Below are 13,986 nucleotides of genomic sequence, written 5' to 3'. Positions count from 1 at the left end.
ACCGAAGCTCACCCGCGCTACCCGGCCGTCGCGCCCGCGTGCTACCCGGCCGTCGCGCCCGCGCGCCACCCGGCCGTCGCGCACCCCCGCGCGGACTGCTTCGACCGGCGGCTGATCGCCCCGATGGTCCTCGGCTCCGTCCTGAACCCGGTCAACTCCTCCGTGATCGCGGTGGCGTTGGTGCCGATCGGCACCGCCTTCGGGGCCCCGCCCGGGGAGACGGCCTGGCTGGTCTCCGCGCTCTACCCGGCCACCGCCGTCGGCCAGCCCGTCATCGGGCGGCTGGTCGACATGTACGGACCCCGGCGCTTCTACCTCATCGGTACGGGACTGGTGGGGATCGCCGGGATCCTCGGCGCCCTCGCCCCCACCCTGGGCGCCCTGATCGCCGGCCGGGTGCTGCTCGGATTCGGCACCTCGGCCGCGTATCCCGCAGCGATGCACCTCACCCGGAGCGAGGCCGAGCGCACCGGGCGGGCGTCGAGCGGATCTTCCCCCCGGCTCGGCGAGACCGGGACCACCGCGGAGATCGTCGAGCTGCTGGCCAAGACCCGCATCCGACGTGGGGGTCCCGGGCCGCCCCCGATAGTTTTGGGCCTCGTGACCCTGGATGATCTGCGTGTTTTCGTCGCCGTCTGCCGGGCCGGCAGTCTCAGTGCCGTGGCCCGGGAGCTCGGCTGTACCCAGTCGGCGGTGAGCCAGCATGTACGGCGGCTGGAGCGGGAGGTCGGGGTCGGGCTCGTGGAGCGGCAGGCCCGGGGTGTTGTGCCGACGCGCGCCGGGCGGGTGCTGGAGCGGGCCGCCGCCGAGGGCATATCCGGGCTCGACCTCGCGCTGCGGCGGCTCGACGAGATGGTGCGCGGGGGTGGTGGGGTGGTGCGGATCGCCACCGGCGGAGCCACCGTTCGGCACTTCATGGCCGACGCCGTGGTCGACTTCCGGCGGCGGTATCCGCAGGTGAGCCTGGAGTTCCAGACCGAGAGTTCGAGTCGCGGTTGTTTCGAGGCGCTCGGGGATCATGGGCTCGACCTCGCGTGGGCGACCCTCGGGCCGCCGGTGCGCGGGGTCGAGCAGCGGGCCGTCGTCGAACTGCCCTGGGTGCTTGCCGTGCGCGCCGACGACGAGCTCGCGGGGCGTGAGCGCGTCGAGGGGGTGGAGTTGGCCGGGATGCGGCTCATCGGGCTGCCCGAGAACTCCACCTCGCGGGCCCACCTCGACGCCGCCTACCGGGAGTTGGGGGTGCCGGCTGTCGCCTCCGACACCAGTGTCGCCGACTGGGACACCGCGATCCTGCTTGCCGAACTCGGGCTCGGTCACGCCGTCGTGCCCGCGCTGCCCGGTTGGCTCGGTCCCGGCCACCGCGGCCTCCGCTTCATCCCGGTCCCGGCCCTGCCGCCTCTTACGGCCGGCTGGGCCGTGCGCCAGTGGGACGCGCTGTCGCCCCCGGCCCGCGCCTTCGCGGACACGGTCACGCGGCACTGCGGAGCCGGCATCGACATCGACATCGACAGCGGCGGCGCCATCGACAGCGCCATCGACAGTGGCGGCGTACGGGGCTGAGGACCGCGTGGTCGCCCCCGCCGCCCCTTCCCATTCCCGTCCTCTGGGGCTCCGCCCCAGACCCCGGGGTGGGGTTCTTCGGCTGTGGGTGGGTGGGGGCTGGTTGCGCTGTTCCCCGCGCCCCTGACGGGGCTGGTCGCGCTGTTCCCCGCGCCCCTGGTGAGAGGCCGTGTCCCCGTCCCGGCGCCGCTCAGGCGACGGGCGGGCCGGGCGGTGCCAGTTCGGTCACCAGCCTTGTCGCCACCGGGACGGGCACCCCGCCGCGCGCGGCCGCGCGCAGCAGGGCGCCGCCGATCGCGTCCAGTTCGAGTGCGCGGCCGGCTTCGGCGTCCCGCTGCATGGAGGACTTCATCGCGGCGGGGAAGGCGTCGTATTGGGCGAGGGCGGTCGCGGGGTCGACGGGGGCGCCGTTCGCCCGGCTGACGGTCGCGATCTCCTCGATCAGGGCCACCAACTCCTCGCGGTGGAGCGTGCGTACGTCGCCCAGGGGCACCCCGTAGCGAGTCGTCAGCAGCGCGAGCGGCGCGAGGAACGACATCTTCGCCCACAGCGTCGCCGCCTCGTCGTCCTGGATGCGCACGCGCGCACCGGCCCACTCCAGGGCGCCGGCGAGCGCGTCGAGCCGGGCGCGCGGCACGGTGTCGCCGGTCAGGTCGATGTCCGCGAAGGGGCTGCCGTGCTCGATCAGGCCCGGCGCGAGGCGAGTCGATTCGACGCGGATCACCGCGGGTGCCACCTGCTCGGGGCGGTAGCGGGCGCGGAGGGCCGCGGGGTGTTCGACGCCGTTCAGGAGCGGCACGACCAGGCCGGTGTCGCCCAACGCCTTCGCTGGGACGCGCTCCAGGGCCGCGTCGAGCGCCGTGGCCTTGACCGCGATCAGGCACGCGTCGACGGGCTCGCGCAGCTCGGTGTCCGCCTCCACACGCGCCGTGAAGTCGCCGAAGTGCGCGCTGCGTACGCGGATTCCGTCCGCGCCCAGCAGCTGTGCGGTCTCGTCCCCGGCCAGGCAGATCACCCGGTGCTCCGCGCGCGCCAGAAGCGCGGCGAGCAGACCGCCGACCCCGCCCGGGCCCAGTACCGCCACTGTGAGCCGGTCATTCGCCATGAGACCTCGCCTCTCTTCGCCGGGGCCCCGAGTGAGGCCCCGGCGATGATCACAAGCGCTGGACGTCCGAGTCAATCCTCGGGGAAGCTTGCCCAATCCCCAGGCAATGCTTGGGTGTTGTCAGGGGAGTCGTACGGAAGCCCCCGGCTCCAGCAGATGCAGCCGGTCCGTGAGTCCGGCCTCCGCGAATGCCTTCGTCAGTGTGCCGCCGTCCTGTGTGAAATGGCCCCAGTGTTCGAAGTGCAGCGGTACGACATGGCGGGCGCCGAGGATCTCGGCGGCCCGCGCCGCGTCCTGGCTCGTCAGGGTCAGCGGGGCGTCCGGCACCAGCGGGGTGCGCGCCGCGCCCGCGAACAGCACGGCCACGTCGAACGGGCCCTCGCGGCCGGCGATGTCCCGTACGACGTCCAGGGACGCGTTGTCGCCGCTCACGTACACCTTGGGCAGCCCGTCTCCGGACAGCACGAAGCCGGTGACCTCGCCCACGATCGGCTCCGAGCCGTCGGGGCCGTGCTGCGCGGGCACGGCGGTCACCCGCAGCAGACCGCCGTCGGGACGCGGGAGTTCGACGTGCTCCCAGGGCGGCACGGCCCGCACGGGCGCGCCGATACGGCCGTACGCCGATGCCGTCGACAGGGTCAGCGGGGCGCTCGCGAGATATGTGCGCCCGGACGCGTCGAGGTTGTCCGGGTGCTGGTCGTGCGAGAGCAGTACGGCGTCGACCGCGCCGACCTCCGCGGCCTGGAGCGCGGGTCCGGCCGTCTTCACCAGCTTGCGCGCGCCGATGGGGTACTCGCCTGGAGCGTCGAAGGTGGGGTCGGAGAGCAGGCGTACGCCGCCGAGCGCGATGACGGCCGTGGGGCCGCCGATGTAGGTGATCTCCACAGGGGTCATGCTCTGCACAATCCGGGGAGCCCTCGACGGTATTCCCCGGCCGGTGATCGGGGCCATATCCGCGAGGGGTGACCGTGAACGCGGCGTACGCGCGAGACTGGACGTATGTGCCGCAGCATCAAGACCCTTCGCCCGCCCACGCTCCCCGAAGAGGCCACCGAGGAGGAGATCCGCGCCGCCGCCCTCCAGTTCGTCCGCAAGGTGTCCGGCTTCCGCGCCCCGGCCGCCCACAACCGTGAGGTCTTCGACCACGCGGTCGAGGCCATCGCCGCGGCGACGGCCGAGTTGCTGGGTGGGCTGGAGGTACGCGGGGCTCCGCAGCGCGCCCAGGCCGTGTCGTCGTAGGTCCTGTCGTCACGTTCCCGTGGTCCGCCCGGAGAGAGGCGAACGGGAAGGGGGTGGCGGGACCTAGGCGCCGGTGCCCGACTCCTGTGGTGCGGGGCGGCGCATCAGGTACGCCGCTCCGGCGCCGGCGACGAACAGCGCCGCGAAGGACACCCCCGTGGCGAGCCAGGTCGCGCCCAGCCACTGGCCGCCGAAGTAGCCGAGGGCGACGCTGTATCCGGCCCAGGTCAGGCCCGCGAGTATGGACCAGGGCAGGAACTCGCGGACCCGGCGGTGAGCCGCGCCGGCGCCGAGCGAGACGACCGAGCGGCCGGCCGGCGCGAAGCGGGCGATGACGACAAGGGCGCCGCCGCCGCGCGAGAGGGCCACGCCGAGACGTTCCTGCGCGCTGGTCAGGCGGCGGGAGCGGGCGATGGCACGGTCCAGGCGTGCGCCGCCGCGCCAGGCCAGGCGGAACGCCACCAGGTCGCCGAGGACGGAGGCCGTGGCCGCGCAGAGGGTGAGCATCAGGATGTCCGGCACGGCGTGCGGGACGGCGCCGGTGGCCGAGCCCGCCGCGGCCGTGGCCGCGGTGATCACCAGCACGCCGCTCGGCAGGACCGGCAGGAACACATCAAGTAGAACGGACACGGCGACCGCCGCGTAGATCCATGGGCTGCCCGTCAGCGACCCCATACTCTCCAGCACCGAAACACTCCCCCCGAAATCCCCCGTAGGCACGACCACGCCGCGACGTCGCGGGGAGCGGCAGGGCGGCCTGTAACAGCCATACAGCGTACGCCGGGGGTGTGACAGGAGGTCCACGGGGGGCTCATGTGTCTGTCACATCACGTTCACTGACTGCAGTCGACGCGATGGTGCCCGCCTCCGGTACGAGGAGGCGGGCACCGTCGTACGCAGGGGGTCAGGCCGCGACCGGATCCGAGGCCCGCTTGTCCTCGGTGGCCGAGGCCGGGCGGCCCGCGAGCAGCTGGTCGAGGCCGAGCGCGCCGGATCCGGTGAAGACGAGCAGGAGCATGGTCCAGCAGAACAGCACGGAGAGCTCGCCGCCGTTCTGGATCGGCCACAGGGCGGCCGACTGGTGCACGTCGAAGTACGCGTACGCCATCGAGCCCGACGAGATGAACGCGGCGGCACGGGTGCTGAGGCCGAGCAGCACCAGGGCGCCGCCGACCAGCTGGATCACGGCCGCGTACCAGCCGGGCCAGGTGCCGGCGTCGATGGTGCCGCCGTTGGTGCCCGCGGCGCCGCCGAGCACGCCGAAGAGGGAAGCGGCGCCGTGCACGGCGAAGAGCAGGCCGACGACGATGCGGAACAGGCCGATGGCGTAGGGCTGGGCGCTGTTGAGGCGTCCGGTCATGTGGGGGAACTCCTTCGGTCTGGTCCGGTCCATGGGGACCGGATCTTGGGGACGGAACCGAGTGAGTCATCCACGTTAGGTGAACCTAATCAATGCTTGCAAGTTCAACATTTGGCCATGCATCCACCTCCGCTTCCGGTTCCGCTTGCGTCATCGCCGCACGTAGCACGGCCCGTGCCACCGCGTCGGCATCCGAAAGCGTGACCGAATCCACACCTGGCCTGGCCCCGGCCGCGGTCACCCAGTGCACGCCCTCCGTGGGCACGCCGAACGCGAACCGCCGCGCGTGCGCATGGCCTTGACGGTTGATCAGACGGTAGGGGCGCGGTGTTACGTCCAGTCCTCCGGTTTCGTAACCGCCCACGGTGTGCGGGCGGCACTGCCCCGTCTTCAGCAGCAGGGCGAGCAACCCGTCCGCCGTCCGCCGCAGATCCGGTTCCGGTAGCCGCGCCTCCACGAGGGTCGTCGCCCGTACGGCCGAACCCGGCACGTCGGGAGAGTGCGCGACCCACGCCCCGTCCTCGGCCCGCACGTCGAGGCGCGGGCCGAGGACGTCCAGGACGCCCGCCTCGATCAGCGCGGCCATCTCCTCGACGCGCCGCCGGGGCGGCCCGATGGAGAGGAAGGCGTTGAGCGGCGTATACCAACGGTCCAGGTGCGCCCGGCGCGAATCGCCCGACAGCCCGCCGTGGTCCACGATTTGGCGCAGTTCGTTGCGCAGATCGCGCAGTACGTCGAGGGCGGCCTTGAGAGGCCCTTCGACATTGCCGAGCGCGGCCTGCCGGGCGTCCTCGCGCAGATGGCCGAGGAGCCACTCCCGCCAGGCCTCGGGGCCGGTGAAGGAGTGTCCGGCGTACGGGCGTGACAGGCGGTCCCAGGACCAGCGCTCGGCGGCGGAGATGCCGAACGCGTCGAGGAGATCGGCCTCTTGGGGACTCCGGTACGGGACGGCGAGGGAGCGCTCCCGGAAGTCCAGGCCCCTCGACTTGCCCAACAACCCCTCGTAATAGACCGTTTCCACCTCCTTGGCGACCAACGGCCATATCTCGCGCAGAAAGTCCGGCGCATCACCGGAGTCCGCGCGTTTGCGGAAGCGGGAGATCACCTCGTCGGTGAGGACGAGCGGGGTGTGGCGGCCGTACGGGCCCTTCGCGTTGTCGCCGCGCGCCTGGTACGGGATGCCGCGCCGCGAGCCGGCGTACAGCCGGGGTTCGTCGCCCGAGGGCAGATAGCGCAGGCCCGCGCGCGTCCGGACGAAGCGGCCGCCGCGGCCCGTGGTGAGCAGGGCCATGTGGTCGAAGAAGTTGAGGCCCAGGCCGCGCAGCAGCACCGGTTCGCCGGGGGAGAGGGGCGAGAGGTCGACGTCGGCCGGGTTGGCGGGCGGGACATGACGCAGGCCGTGCCGCTCGGCGTGCGCGGCCAGTCGCTGCTGCGCGTGGTCCGCGAGCACGGGCAGATGGCCCTGTGCGAGGACCACGGCTGCGAGGTCCGGCAGGGCGCGGCCGGTGGAGAGGGCGAGTGTCTGGCGGCCGTCGGGCGCGTCGGCGAGCCGTATCGCGCGGGCGGTGTGCACCTCGACCCGCACCGTGGCGGGCGCCCCGTCCACCACCTCGCCGAAGACCCACTCGAGGTAGCGGCCGTACTCGGCGCGGGTCGGATAGTCGTCGGGGCCCAACTCGCCCTCCGCCCAGGCGTGCAGGCTCGGTCCCGGACATATCGGCCCCGAGCAGTCCACGCTCTCGTCGGTGAAGAGGGTCACCTGCGAGGCCACGGTGTTCATCAGCAGATGCGGGGACTGTTCGGTGCGCCAGACGCGGCCGGACCCGGGCGGGGCCGGATCGACGACATGCACCGTCAGCCGCGTGCCCGGCGCGAGGAGCTCGGGCGCGGAGGCGCACAGGCGCTCCAGAACACTGGTGCCGCGCGGACCCGCGCCGACAAGGGCGACGGAGACACGGGTGGTCCCGGAGGGCGACGGGGGTCCCCCCTGTTCGAGCGCAGCGGAGAACTCGGGGGAAGGTGCTGCAGACAAAGGGGTGACTCCCGGGCGTGTGGGGCGCGTGGGCGGCAGACCGTCCGCCGGAAGCGGACGGTCAGAGCAGCAAGCCGCCCGCTGGAAGCGGACGGTCCGCCTCATCATGCCGTCGTACGGTGCGCGAGCCGAGCCCGGGAGCGGATGATCGGCGCCGGGTGTGGGATGCGTCACGAGCATCAGGGACAACGCATGCAACAACCGTGCGCAATGGGCTTATTGCGGCGTGAGTGCCGACTCCTCCACCGTCCTCAGCCGCGAACCCCCGCCCCGTACGGCCCGCGCTTGTTCGAGCCGCAGCGAAGCGGAACGCCCGCGCAGGGTGAGGGTCATCAACTGGTTGCCGAACCAGGGCCCACCGGTCCTGCGCCAGTCGACCTGCGGGTGCGCGCAGCCGCCATGCCGGGCGAACCGGTGGCCGAGGGCCCGCCCCGGTCCGCTCCACCCGAAGCGGAAGCCGAGTCGTATGGAGAGCGGGATGGAGTTGTGGACGGGGGAGCAGGTCAGTTGGAGAACCCGGGCGTCGGGCCCGGCGTCGGGCCATGAGGGCTCGGCGACATACGCGTGATGCACATCGCCGGACAGGACGCACACCGTCGCCGGCGCGTCCGTCCCCGACCCTGCCTCGGCGATCAGAGCCGTCAGTGCTTGGAACGACTCCGGGAACGCGGCCCAGTGCTCCAGGTCGGCCCGCCGACGCAGATACTCGCCGAACCGCGCCCAGCGCGCGCCTCGTTCGCCCCGGCACAACGCGGCGTTCCACGCCTCGGCGTGGTGGACGAGCGGCGGCAGCAGCCAGGGGAGGGAGGTGCCGATGAGGAGGTGGTCGTACGAGCCGGGGGCGTCCAGTGCCTGCTCCCGCAGCCACTCGGCCTCACCCGGATCGAGCATCGCGCGGTTCTGCTCCTCCAGCACACGGGCCCCGCGTGTGTCGAGCATGAGGACGCGGGTGCGGCCGAAGTCGCGGCGGTAGCTCCAGCGCACGGAGGCCGGGTCGGTGTCGGCCTGGGCGGCGAAGGCGCGGAGCACGTCGGTGCCGTCGGGGGTTTCGCGTACGGCGGCGTACAGCAGGTCGTCGGAGAGCTCGCGCGGGGAGAGGTTGCCGAGGTGCTGATGGACCCAGTACGACATCAGGCCGCTCAGCACCCGCTCGCGCCACCACGGGGTGGCGCGCATGTCGGCGAGCCAGGCGGCGCTGGTGTTCCAGTCGTCTATGACGTCGTGGTCGTCGAAGATCATGCAGCTCGGGACGGTGGAGAGGAGCCAGCGGATCTCGGGATCGAGCCACGATTCGTAGTAGAGCCGGGTGTACTCCTCGTAGTCCGCGACCTGGTTGCCCGGAGGATCGGCGAGACCGCGTCGTGCGGCGATCCACTGCCGAGTGGCCTTGGAGACCTCGTCCGCGTACACCTGGTCACCCAACAGCAGCAGCACGTCCGGGCGTTCGCCGTCGGGGTCCGCGGCGATGCGGGCGGCCAGGCTGTCCAGCGCGTCCGGGCCCACCGGGTCCTTCTCGTCGGCGGGCGGCGCGGCCCAGCGACAGGAGCCGAAGGTGACGCGGACGGCGGCGTCCTCGCCCGGGGCGCGGACCACCGAGGGCGGGAAGGGGGAGTCGGGCAGCGGCCAGACGGTGTTTCCGTCCAGCAGTACCTCGTACGACGAGACCGTGCCCGGAGTCAGTCCCGTCACCGGTACCAACGCGTAGTGGTGGCCCGCGACTTGGAAGGTACGGGCCGCGCCGCGGGCGCCGTCGGAGCACCGCACCTCGGCGGTGCACGGACGGCTCGCCTCGACCCAGAAGGTCGCGGACGAGCCGTCGACGTACCTCAGCAGCGGTCCCAGGCGCAGCTCCGCCATGGTGATCACCCTCCTCCGTCGCCCCGTACGGTACGGAACGACTGAGGAGAGCGGGGAGGTTCCGGCACCTTCGAATGCGTCAGCAGCCGGAGAGGTAGCTCGTGAGCGCGCTCCTCTCGGCGGAGTCGACGGAGAGGTCGTAGTAGTACTTCACCTGGACCCAGGCGCGGACGTACGTGCAGCGGTAAGCGGTGCGCGAAGGCATCCAGGTGGCCGGGTCCTGGTCGCCCTTGGCCTGGTTCACGTTGTCCGTGACGGCGAGGAGCTGCGGGCGGGTCACGTCGTTGGCGAAGGCCCGGCGCTGGGCCGTGGTCCAGTTCCGGGCGCCGGAGTCCCAGGCCTCGGCCAGCGGGACGAGGTGGTCGATGTCCACGTCGGAGGCGGCGGTCCAGGTGGCGCCGTCATAGGGGGAGTACCAACTGCCGCTGGTGGCGACGCAGGCGGAGTCGGTGACGACGTTCGTACCGTCGCGCTTGAGGATGTACTCACGGGTGTTGCACGTGCCGGAGATGGTGATCCATGTGGGGAACAGATCACGGCTGTAGCCGGTCCTGACCTCCGTCGCGGTGGTGAGCGAGGCGAGGTAGGTGCGGGCGGTGGCGGCGCTGACCGGTGTGGGCAGCGCCGCGGAGGCGGTCGGGCCGTTGAATATCCCGACGGTGGCTATCAGACCGGTGAGGGCTGCGAGTATGCTCAGCCGTCGACGCGCGTAGACTTTTGGCATGCGAACTCCCTTGGAGTGGGGGGCCGTTGGGGGCGAGCGAGCACATGCTTGCGGCGGCGTATTTCTGGAAGGTGTGGGTCAGGTGAGAAGCTAGTGACGTGTTCATGTCATAGCAATGCTCACGACAAGAACGTTCGGTCGGGTGCGGAATCCTGTGCGGGGTGAGCGGGCTGCTGAGCCGGGCGGGACCGGCGGTGTGGGCGGGCTGCTGAGCTCCGGCGGGACCAAAGGCCCTACAGCGCCCTTCCGGGCATCCCGTACGATGGACGGCGCAGAAGGGGAGTAGCTCTTCGCCGGACCGTCGACATACTGCTCAGCTCGTCTGAGCCGGCGCCCGGAGGCAGGCCTCGTTCGAGGGGTCGGCCAGCGAGACCTTCGGCAAGCAGTGCACTGCCCGTGCCGTGTATCGGCATGGGCGCTCCTGCCCGCGCCTCCCGGTGCGGGTGCCGCTGTGTGCTGCCGTGCCGAGGTGTCGCAGCGCAGTCACAGCACTCTCGGTGGGGCGGCCCGACCGACTGAGGAATTTTGATCAGCTTCACCGTCATGGCGCTCGTCTTCGGCGTCGTCTTCCTTGCCGAGCTGCCGGACAAGACCGCGCTCGCCGGCCTCGTCCTCGGTACGCGCTACCGCGCCTCGTACGTCTTCGCCGGGGTCGCCGCCGCCTTCGCCCTCCATGTCGCGCTCGCCGTCGCGGCGGGCAGCGTGCTGACCCTGCTGCCGCAGCAGATCGTGCACGCGCTGACCGGTGTCCTCTTCCTGGGTGGCGCGGCGGTCCTGCTGATGAGGAAGGACGAGGACGAGGGGGAGATCCGCAAGCCCGAGAACCAGAGCTTCTGGAAGGTCTCGGGGGCGGGCTTCATGCTCATCCTCATCGCCGAGTTCGGCGACCTCACCCAGATCATGACGGCGAACCTCGCGGCACGGTACGACGCCCCGCTCTCCGTCGGCCTCGGCGCGGTCCTCGCGCTGTGGGCGGTCGCCGGGCTCGGCATCGTCGGGGGCAAGGCGCTGATGAAGCGGGTGCCGCTGGAGCTGATCACCAAGGTGGCGGCGGTGCTGATGCTGGGGCTGGGTGTGTGGAGTCTGTATGAGGCCGTGGCGGTCTGAGGTCTGCGGGGGCGTCGTGTGTTGACGCCGTCCGCCGGTGGGTGGGTCGGGGCCGTGCCGGTACATCCGCCCGTCGCCGGTGGATCAGAAGTCGGCCTACCAGGAGCCGCTTCCAGATCCGAACGTAAGCGACGGGCATTCGATGTACCGGCACGGCCCCTCCCGTGCGCGGGTGCTGGTGGGGGGCCGTGAGGCCTGGCCGCCCCTGTGCCCGTGCGGGGGTGCGTCGACACGGCATCCTCTGTCGTGCGGTGGTGGGGGCTCGGCCGTCTCGGTGTCCGTACGGGGGCGGCGTGGCGTCCTGGTGGTGTCGTGAGGGTGGCTGTCGGGGTCGGCTCGGCTGAAGCGCAGGTCAGGAGTGGTGGCGCCGCGCGGCCTTGTTTTGTATCGTAGAGGAACAAAGTGGCTCCCGCCCGCACTCCCTGACCGGCGGGCGGGGCCGCCTTGTCCCGGGGGCCACGCCTCGGCCCCTTTCCCGCGCCTTGGAGCATGCCGATGACGGCCACCACCGTTCTGACCGCCCGCGCCCTCCTGCTCGACATGGACGGCACCCTCGTCAACTCCGACGTCGTCGTCGAGCGCTGCTGGCGTCGCTGGGCCGACCGGCACGGACTGGACGGGGACGAGGTCATGAAGGTCGTCCACGGCAGGCAGGGATACGCCTCGATGGCGGTGCTGCTGCCGGATCGGCCGATGGAACAGAACCACGCCGACAACGCGCGGATGCTCGCCGAGGAGACGGCCGACATGGACGGCGTCGTCGCGATTCCGGGTGCGGCGGAGTTCCTGACCTCCCTTGCCCGGGTGCCGCACGCTCTGGTGACGTCCGCGGATGTGGCCCTGTCCAGCGCGCGGATGGCCGCCGCCGGGCTCGGACTTCCCGACGTGCGCGTCACCGCCGAGTCCGTCGGCGCGAGCAAGCCGGATCCCGAGGGTTTCCTCAAGGGGGCCGCCGAGCTGGGTGTCCCTCCCGAGGAGTGTGTCGTCTTCGAGGATTCCGGGGCGGGGATCGCGGCGGGGAAGGCTGCCGGGATGCGGGTCGTCGGGGTCGGGCCTCGAGCGGGCTTCCACCGGCCGGACGTCCTCGTCCGCGACCTTACGCAGGTGCGGGTGGAGTCCGCCGGGGGCGGCTTGATCCGGCTCCACATCGAAGACTGAAGTCTTCTGGGGGGGGCAGTGAGTTTTCTCGCCTCCTCCGCCCCTACCCGTCCCGTACCTGGGGGCTGCCACCCCCAGACCCCATCGGCCTGAACGGCCTCGTCCTCAAACGCCGGACGGGCGGAAGGATCAAGCCCCGGCCGGGAGGATGGGAGCCGGCGGGGTGGGTGGGACCGGGCCGTGGGGTGAGTTGGTCGAAGCGTGCCAGCCGCCGCGGAAGGGGCACGCAGGGTGGGTGGAACGCACCCGCAGTCGCCGACGCACGGGAGGGGCCGTGCCGGTACATCACATGCCCCGTCGCTTACGTGGTTGCCGACAGGCCGAGCTGTGAAGCCCAAGCGATCTGCCGCCGGCGACGGGGCGGATGTACCGGCACAGCCCCGACCCGCCCACCGGGCGCGGGCGAAGCGGCGCGGCCATCGCTCACGGCTCCGTCGTCTCCGACTCCAGGCTTGTCCGGGTGGCCGCGCCGTACACGCCCTGCTCGTCGTCCGTGATGCCCCGCGCCCACTGGTAGCGGCGTACGACGTTCTCGACCTGGTTGTCGTAATTACCGTCGTCGCTGCCCATGTAGAGGGACAACTGACGCAGGCGCAGCTGGAGCTCGGTGACCTCGGGGCCCCTGTCGCCGCGCTGCAGGGTCTGCACGCGGCGTTCGTCCGAACCGTCGCGCGTGGGCTCCACCGAACCCGTCGCGCTCGCGGTCGTCGGCGTCTGCGTCGGCGTGGCCGACGGCGACGGCGTCGCCGACGCGCTCGACCGGGACGCCGAGGGCGACGGGCTCGCGCTGTGCGACGGAGCCGGGGCGGCCGGTGCGGACGCCGTGGCGCTCTCCGACGGCGCCACCGAGGCCGTGGCGGACGACACCTCCGGCACGCTCGCCCGTACATCCTCCGGCAGCGCCCCGTCCCGCACGGGAGTGTCGTACGAGAACAGCCCGCTCGCGATCCCCGCCGCCGCGACGACGGCCACGACGGCTCCCGCGACGCCCAGCACAGCGGTACGCCGCCGATGCCGGGGCCGGGACCTCTCGTCCGGGACGGCCGGCGGGCCGGGCTCCGGGGACCGCTCCTGGAACAGGTGCACATCGGCCGCACGCGGCTCGGACGACACCGCGCCGAGCCGCACGGTCGCGTCGGACGGCACGGCAGCGAGCCGCATCGTGGACGCGGAGTCGGAGTCGGAGTCGGACCCGGACGCGGACGCGGACCCGGACCCGGACCCGGGCCCAATGTCGGGCCCGGCCCCGGTCCCGAGGCATCCCTCGGCGTCTTCCGGCGCTACGGCTCCCCCCGGAGCGACGGCTCCCACCGCTCCGGCCCCCGGAACTCCGGCCCCCGGAACTCCGGTCCCCGGAACTCCGGTCCCCGGAACTCCGGTCCCCGGAACTCCGGTCCCCGGAACTCCGGTCCCCGGAACTCCGGTCCCCGGAACTCCGGTCCCCGGAACTCCGGTCCCCGGAACTCCGGTCCCCGGAACTCCGGTCCCCGGAACTCCGGTCCCCGGAACTCCGGTCCCCGGAACTCCGGTCCCCGGAACTCCGGCCCCTGGAACTCCGCTCTCGCCCGACGCGGCGGGCGCCCCGCTCGCCGCGGAGCCCCGCGCCCCCAGCTCCACATAGGGCCGAATCCGCAACGGATCGAAGTCCTCTGCCGCGGCTGCCTCCGCCGTGCGCGCGTCGCGCAGTGCGTCGGACGCCCGCTGGGTGCAGGCGCAGGACGGAGTGCCGTCCGGCGTACGGGGTGCCGTGCATTCGGGGCAGACATGCCCGTTCGGTTCAACCACGCGTGGGTCCCTCCCCCCTGAGAACTCCAGAGATTATCCGGATGTCCCTCACACAATCT

At 72.3% G+C, this 13,986-nt stretch carries 12 protein-coding genes and 1 pseudogene; 5 read left to right on the top strand and 8 right to left on the bottom strand.

Translation table 11 applies throughout. The features are described 5' to 3' along the window. Nucleotides 1–123 precede the first annotated feature (123 nt). Together OG390_RS15815 and OG390_RS15810 are read left to right on the top strand one after the other, a co-directional pair. A pseudogene (locus OG390_RS15815) lies at nucleotides 124–396 on the top strand (MFS transporter); the annotation flags it as partial. 204 nt (nucleotides 397–600) lie between these two features. After that, nucleotides 601–1,560 (top strand): LysR family transcriptional regulator, encoded by a 960-nt coding sequence (locus OG390_RS15810; RefSeq protein ID WP_406177685.1) that lies wholly within the window; start codon nucleotides 601–603, stop codon nucleotides 1,558–1,560. Between the two features lie 190 nt (nucleotides 1,561–1,750). On the opposite strand, the gene OG390_RS15805 is transcribed toward OG390_RS15810, so the two are convergent. Both OG390_RS15805 and OG390_RS15800 read right to left on the bottom strand, forming a co-directional pair. Beyond that, complete coding sequence (locus OG390_RS15805) at nucleotides 1,751–2,665, bottom strand: ketopantoate reductase family protein (RefSeq protein ID WP_406168468.1); 915 nt, start codon at nucleotides 2,663–2,665, stop codon at nucleotides 1,751–1,753. 120 nt (nucleotides 2,666–2,785) lie between these two features. After that, nucleotides 2,786–3,559: an MBL fold metallo-hydrolase gene (locus OG390_RS15800; RefSeq protein WP_406168466.1), complete on the bottom strand. Its 774-nt coding sequence runs from the start codon at nucleotides 3,557–3,559 to the stop codon at nucleotides 2,786–2,788. 105 nt (nucleotides 3,560–3,664) lie between these two features. Here OG390_RS15800 and OG390_RS15795 point away from each other — a divergent pair, with 105 nt between their 5' ends. Then, entirely contained in the window at nucleotides 3,665–3,904 is a 240-nt protein-coding gene (locus tag OG390_RS15795) for a DUF2277 domain-containing protein (protein WP_406168464.1), read from the top strand. A 63-nt stretch (nucleotides 3,905–3,967) separates the two neighbouring features. Here the strand turns inward: OG390_RS15795 and OG390_RS15790 are convergent, their stop codons facing one another. From OG390_RS15790 to OG390_RS15770, 5 genes are all read right to left on the bottom strand, one after another. After that, nucleotides 3,968–4,591: a DedA family protein gene (locus tag OG390_RS15790; RefSeq protein WP_406168462.1), complete on the bottom strand. Its 624-nt coding sequence runs from the start codon at nucleotides 4,589–4,591 to the stop codon at nucleotides 3,968–3,970. A 217-nt stretch (nucleotides 4,592–4,808) separates the two neighbouring features. Beyond that, entirely contained in the window at nucleotides 4,809–5,264 is a 456-nt protein-coding gene (locus OG390_RS15785) for a DoxX family protein (protein ID WP_406168461.1), read from the bottom strand. Between the two features lie 85 nt (nucleotides 5,265–5,349). Then, nucleotides 5,350–7,296 (bottom strand): FAD/NAD(P)-binding protein, encoded by a 1,947-nt coding sequence (locus OG390_RS15780; RefSeq protein WP_406168459.1) that lies wholly within the window; start codon nucleotides 7,294–7,296, stop codon nucleotides 5,350–5,352. Nucleotides 7,297–7,512: 216 nt separating this feature from the next. Continuing rightward, nucleotides 7,513–9,153, bottom strand: a complete 1,641-nt coding sequence (locus tag OG390_RS15775) for an alkaline phosphatase D family protein (protein ID WP_406168457.1) — start codon at nucleotides 9,151–9,153, stop codon at nucleotides 7,513–7,515. 79 nt (nucleotides 9,154–9,232) lie between these two features. Then, nucleotides 9,233–9,877, bottom strand: coding sequence for an HNH endonuclease family protein (locus OG390_RS15770; protein WP_406168455.1), 645 nt, complete (start codon nucleotides 9,875–9,877; stop codon nucleotides 9,233–9,235). Between the two features lie 525 nt (nucleotides 9,878–10,402). On the opposite strand from OG390_RS15770, the gene OG390_RS15765 reads away from it, so the two are divergent. Both OG390_RS15765 and OG390_RS15760 read left to right on the top strand, forming a co-directional pair. After that, complete coding sequence (locus OG390_RS15765) at nucleotides 10,403–10,984, top strand: TMEM165/GDT1 family protein (RefSeq protein ID WP_406168453.1); 582 nt, start codon at nucleotides 10,403–10,405, stop codon at nucleotides 10,982–10,984. A gap of 489 nt (nucleotides 10,985–11,473) precedes the next feature. Continuing rightward, nucleotides 11,474–12,142: an HAD-IA family hydrolase gene (locus tag OG390_RS15760; RefSeq protein WP_406168451.1), complete on the top strand. Its 669-nt coding sequence runs from the start codon at nucleotides 11,474–11,476 to the stop codon at nucleotides 12,140–12,142. A 423-nt stretch (nucleotides 12,143–12,565) separates the two neighbouring features. On the opposite strand, the gene OG390_RS15755 is transcribed toward OG390_RS15760, so the two are convergent. Continuing rightward, complete coding sequence (locus tag OG390_RS15755; protein WP_406168449.1) at nucleotides 12,566–13,303, bottom strand: peptidoglycan-binding protein; 738 nt, start codon at nucleotides 13,301–13,303, stop codon at nucleotides 12,566–12,568. Nucleotides 13,304–13,986 lie beyond the last annotated feature (683 nt).

It is taken from the genome of Streptomyces sp. NBC_00996 (assembly GCF_045162675.1).
GTDB lineage: Bacteria > Actinomycetota > Actinomycetes > Streptomycetales > Streptomycetaceae > Streptomyces.
This window is presented reverse-complemented; position numbering and strand designations above follow the sequence as displayed.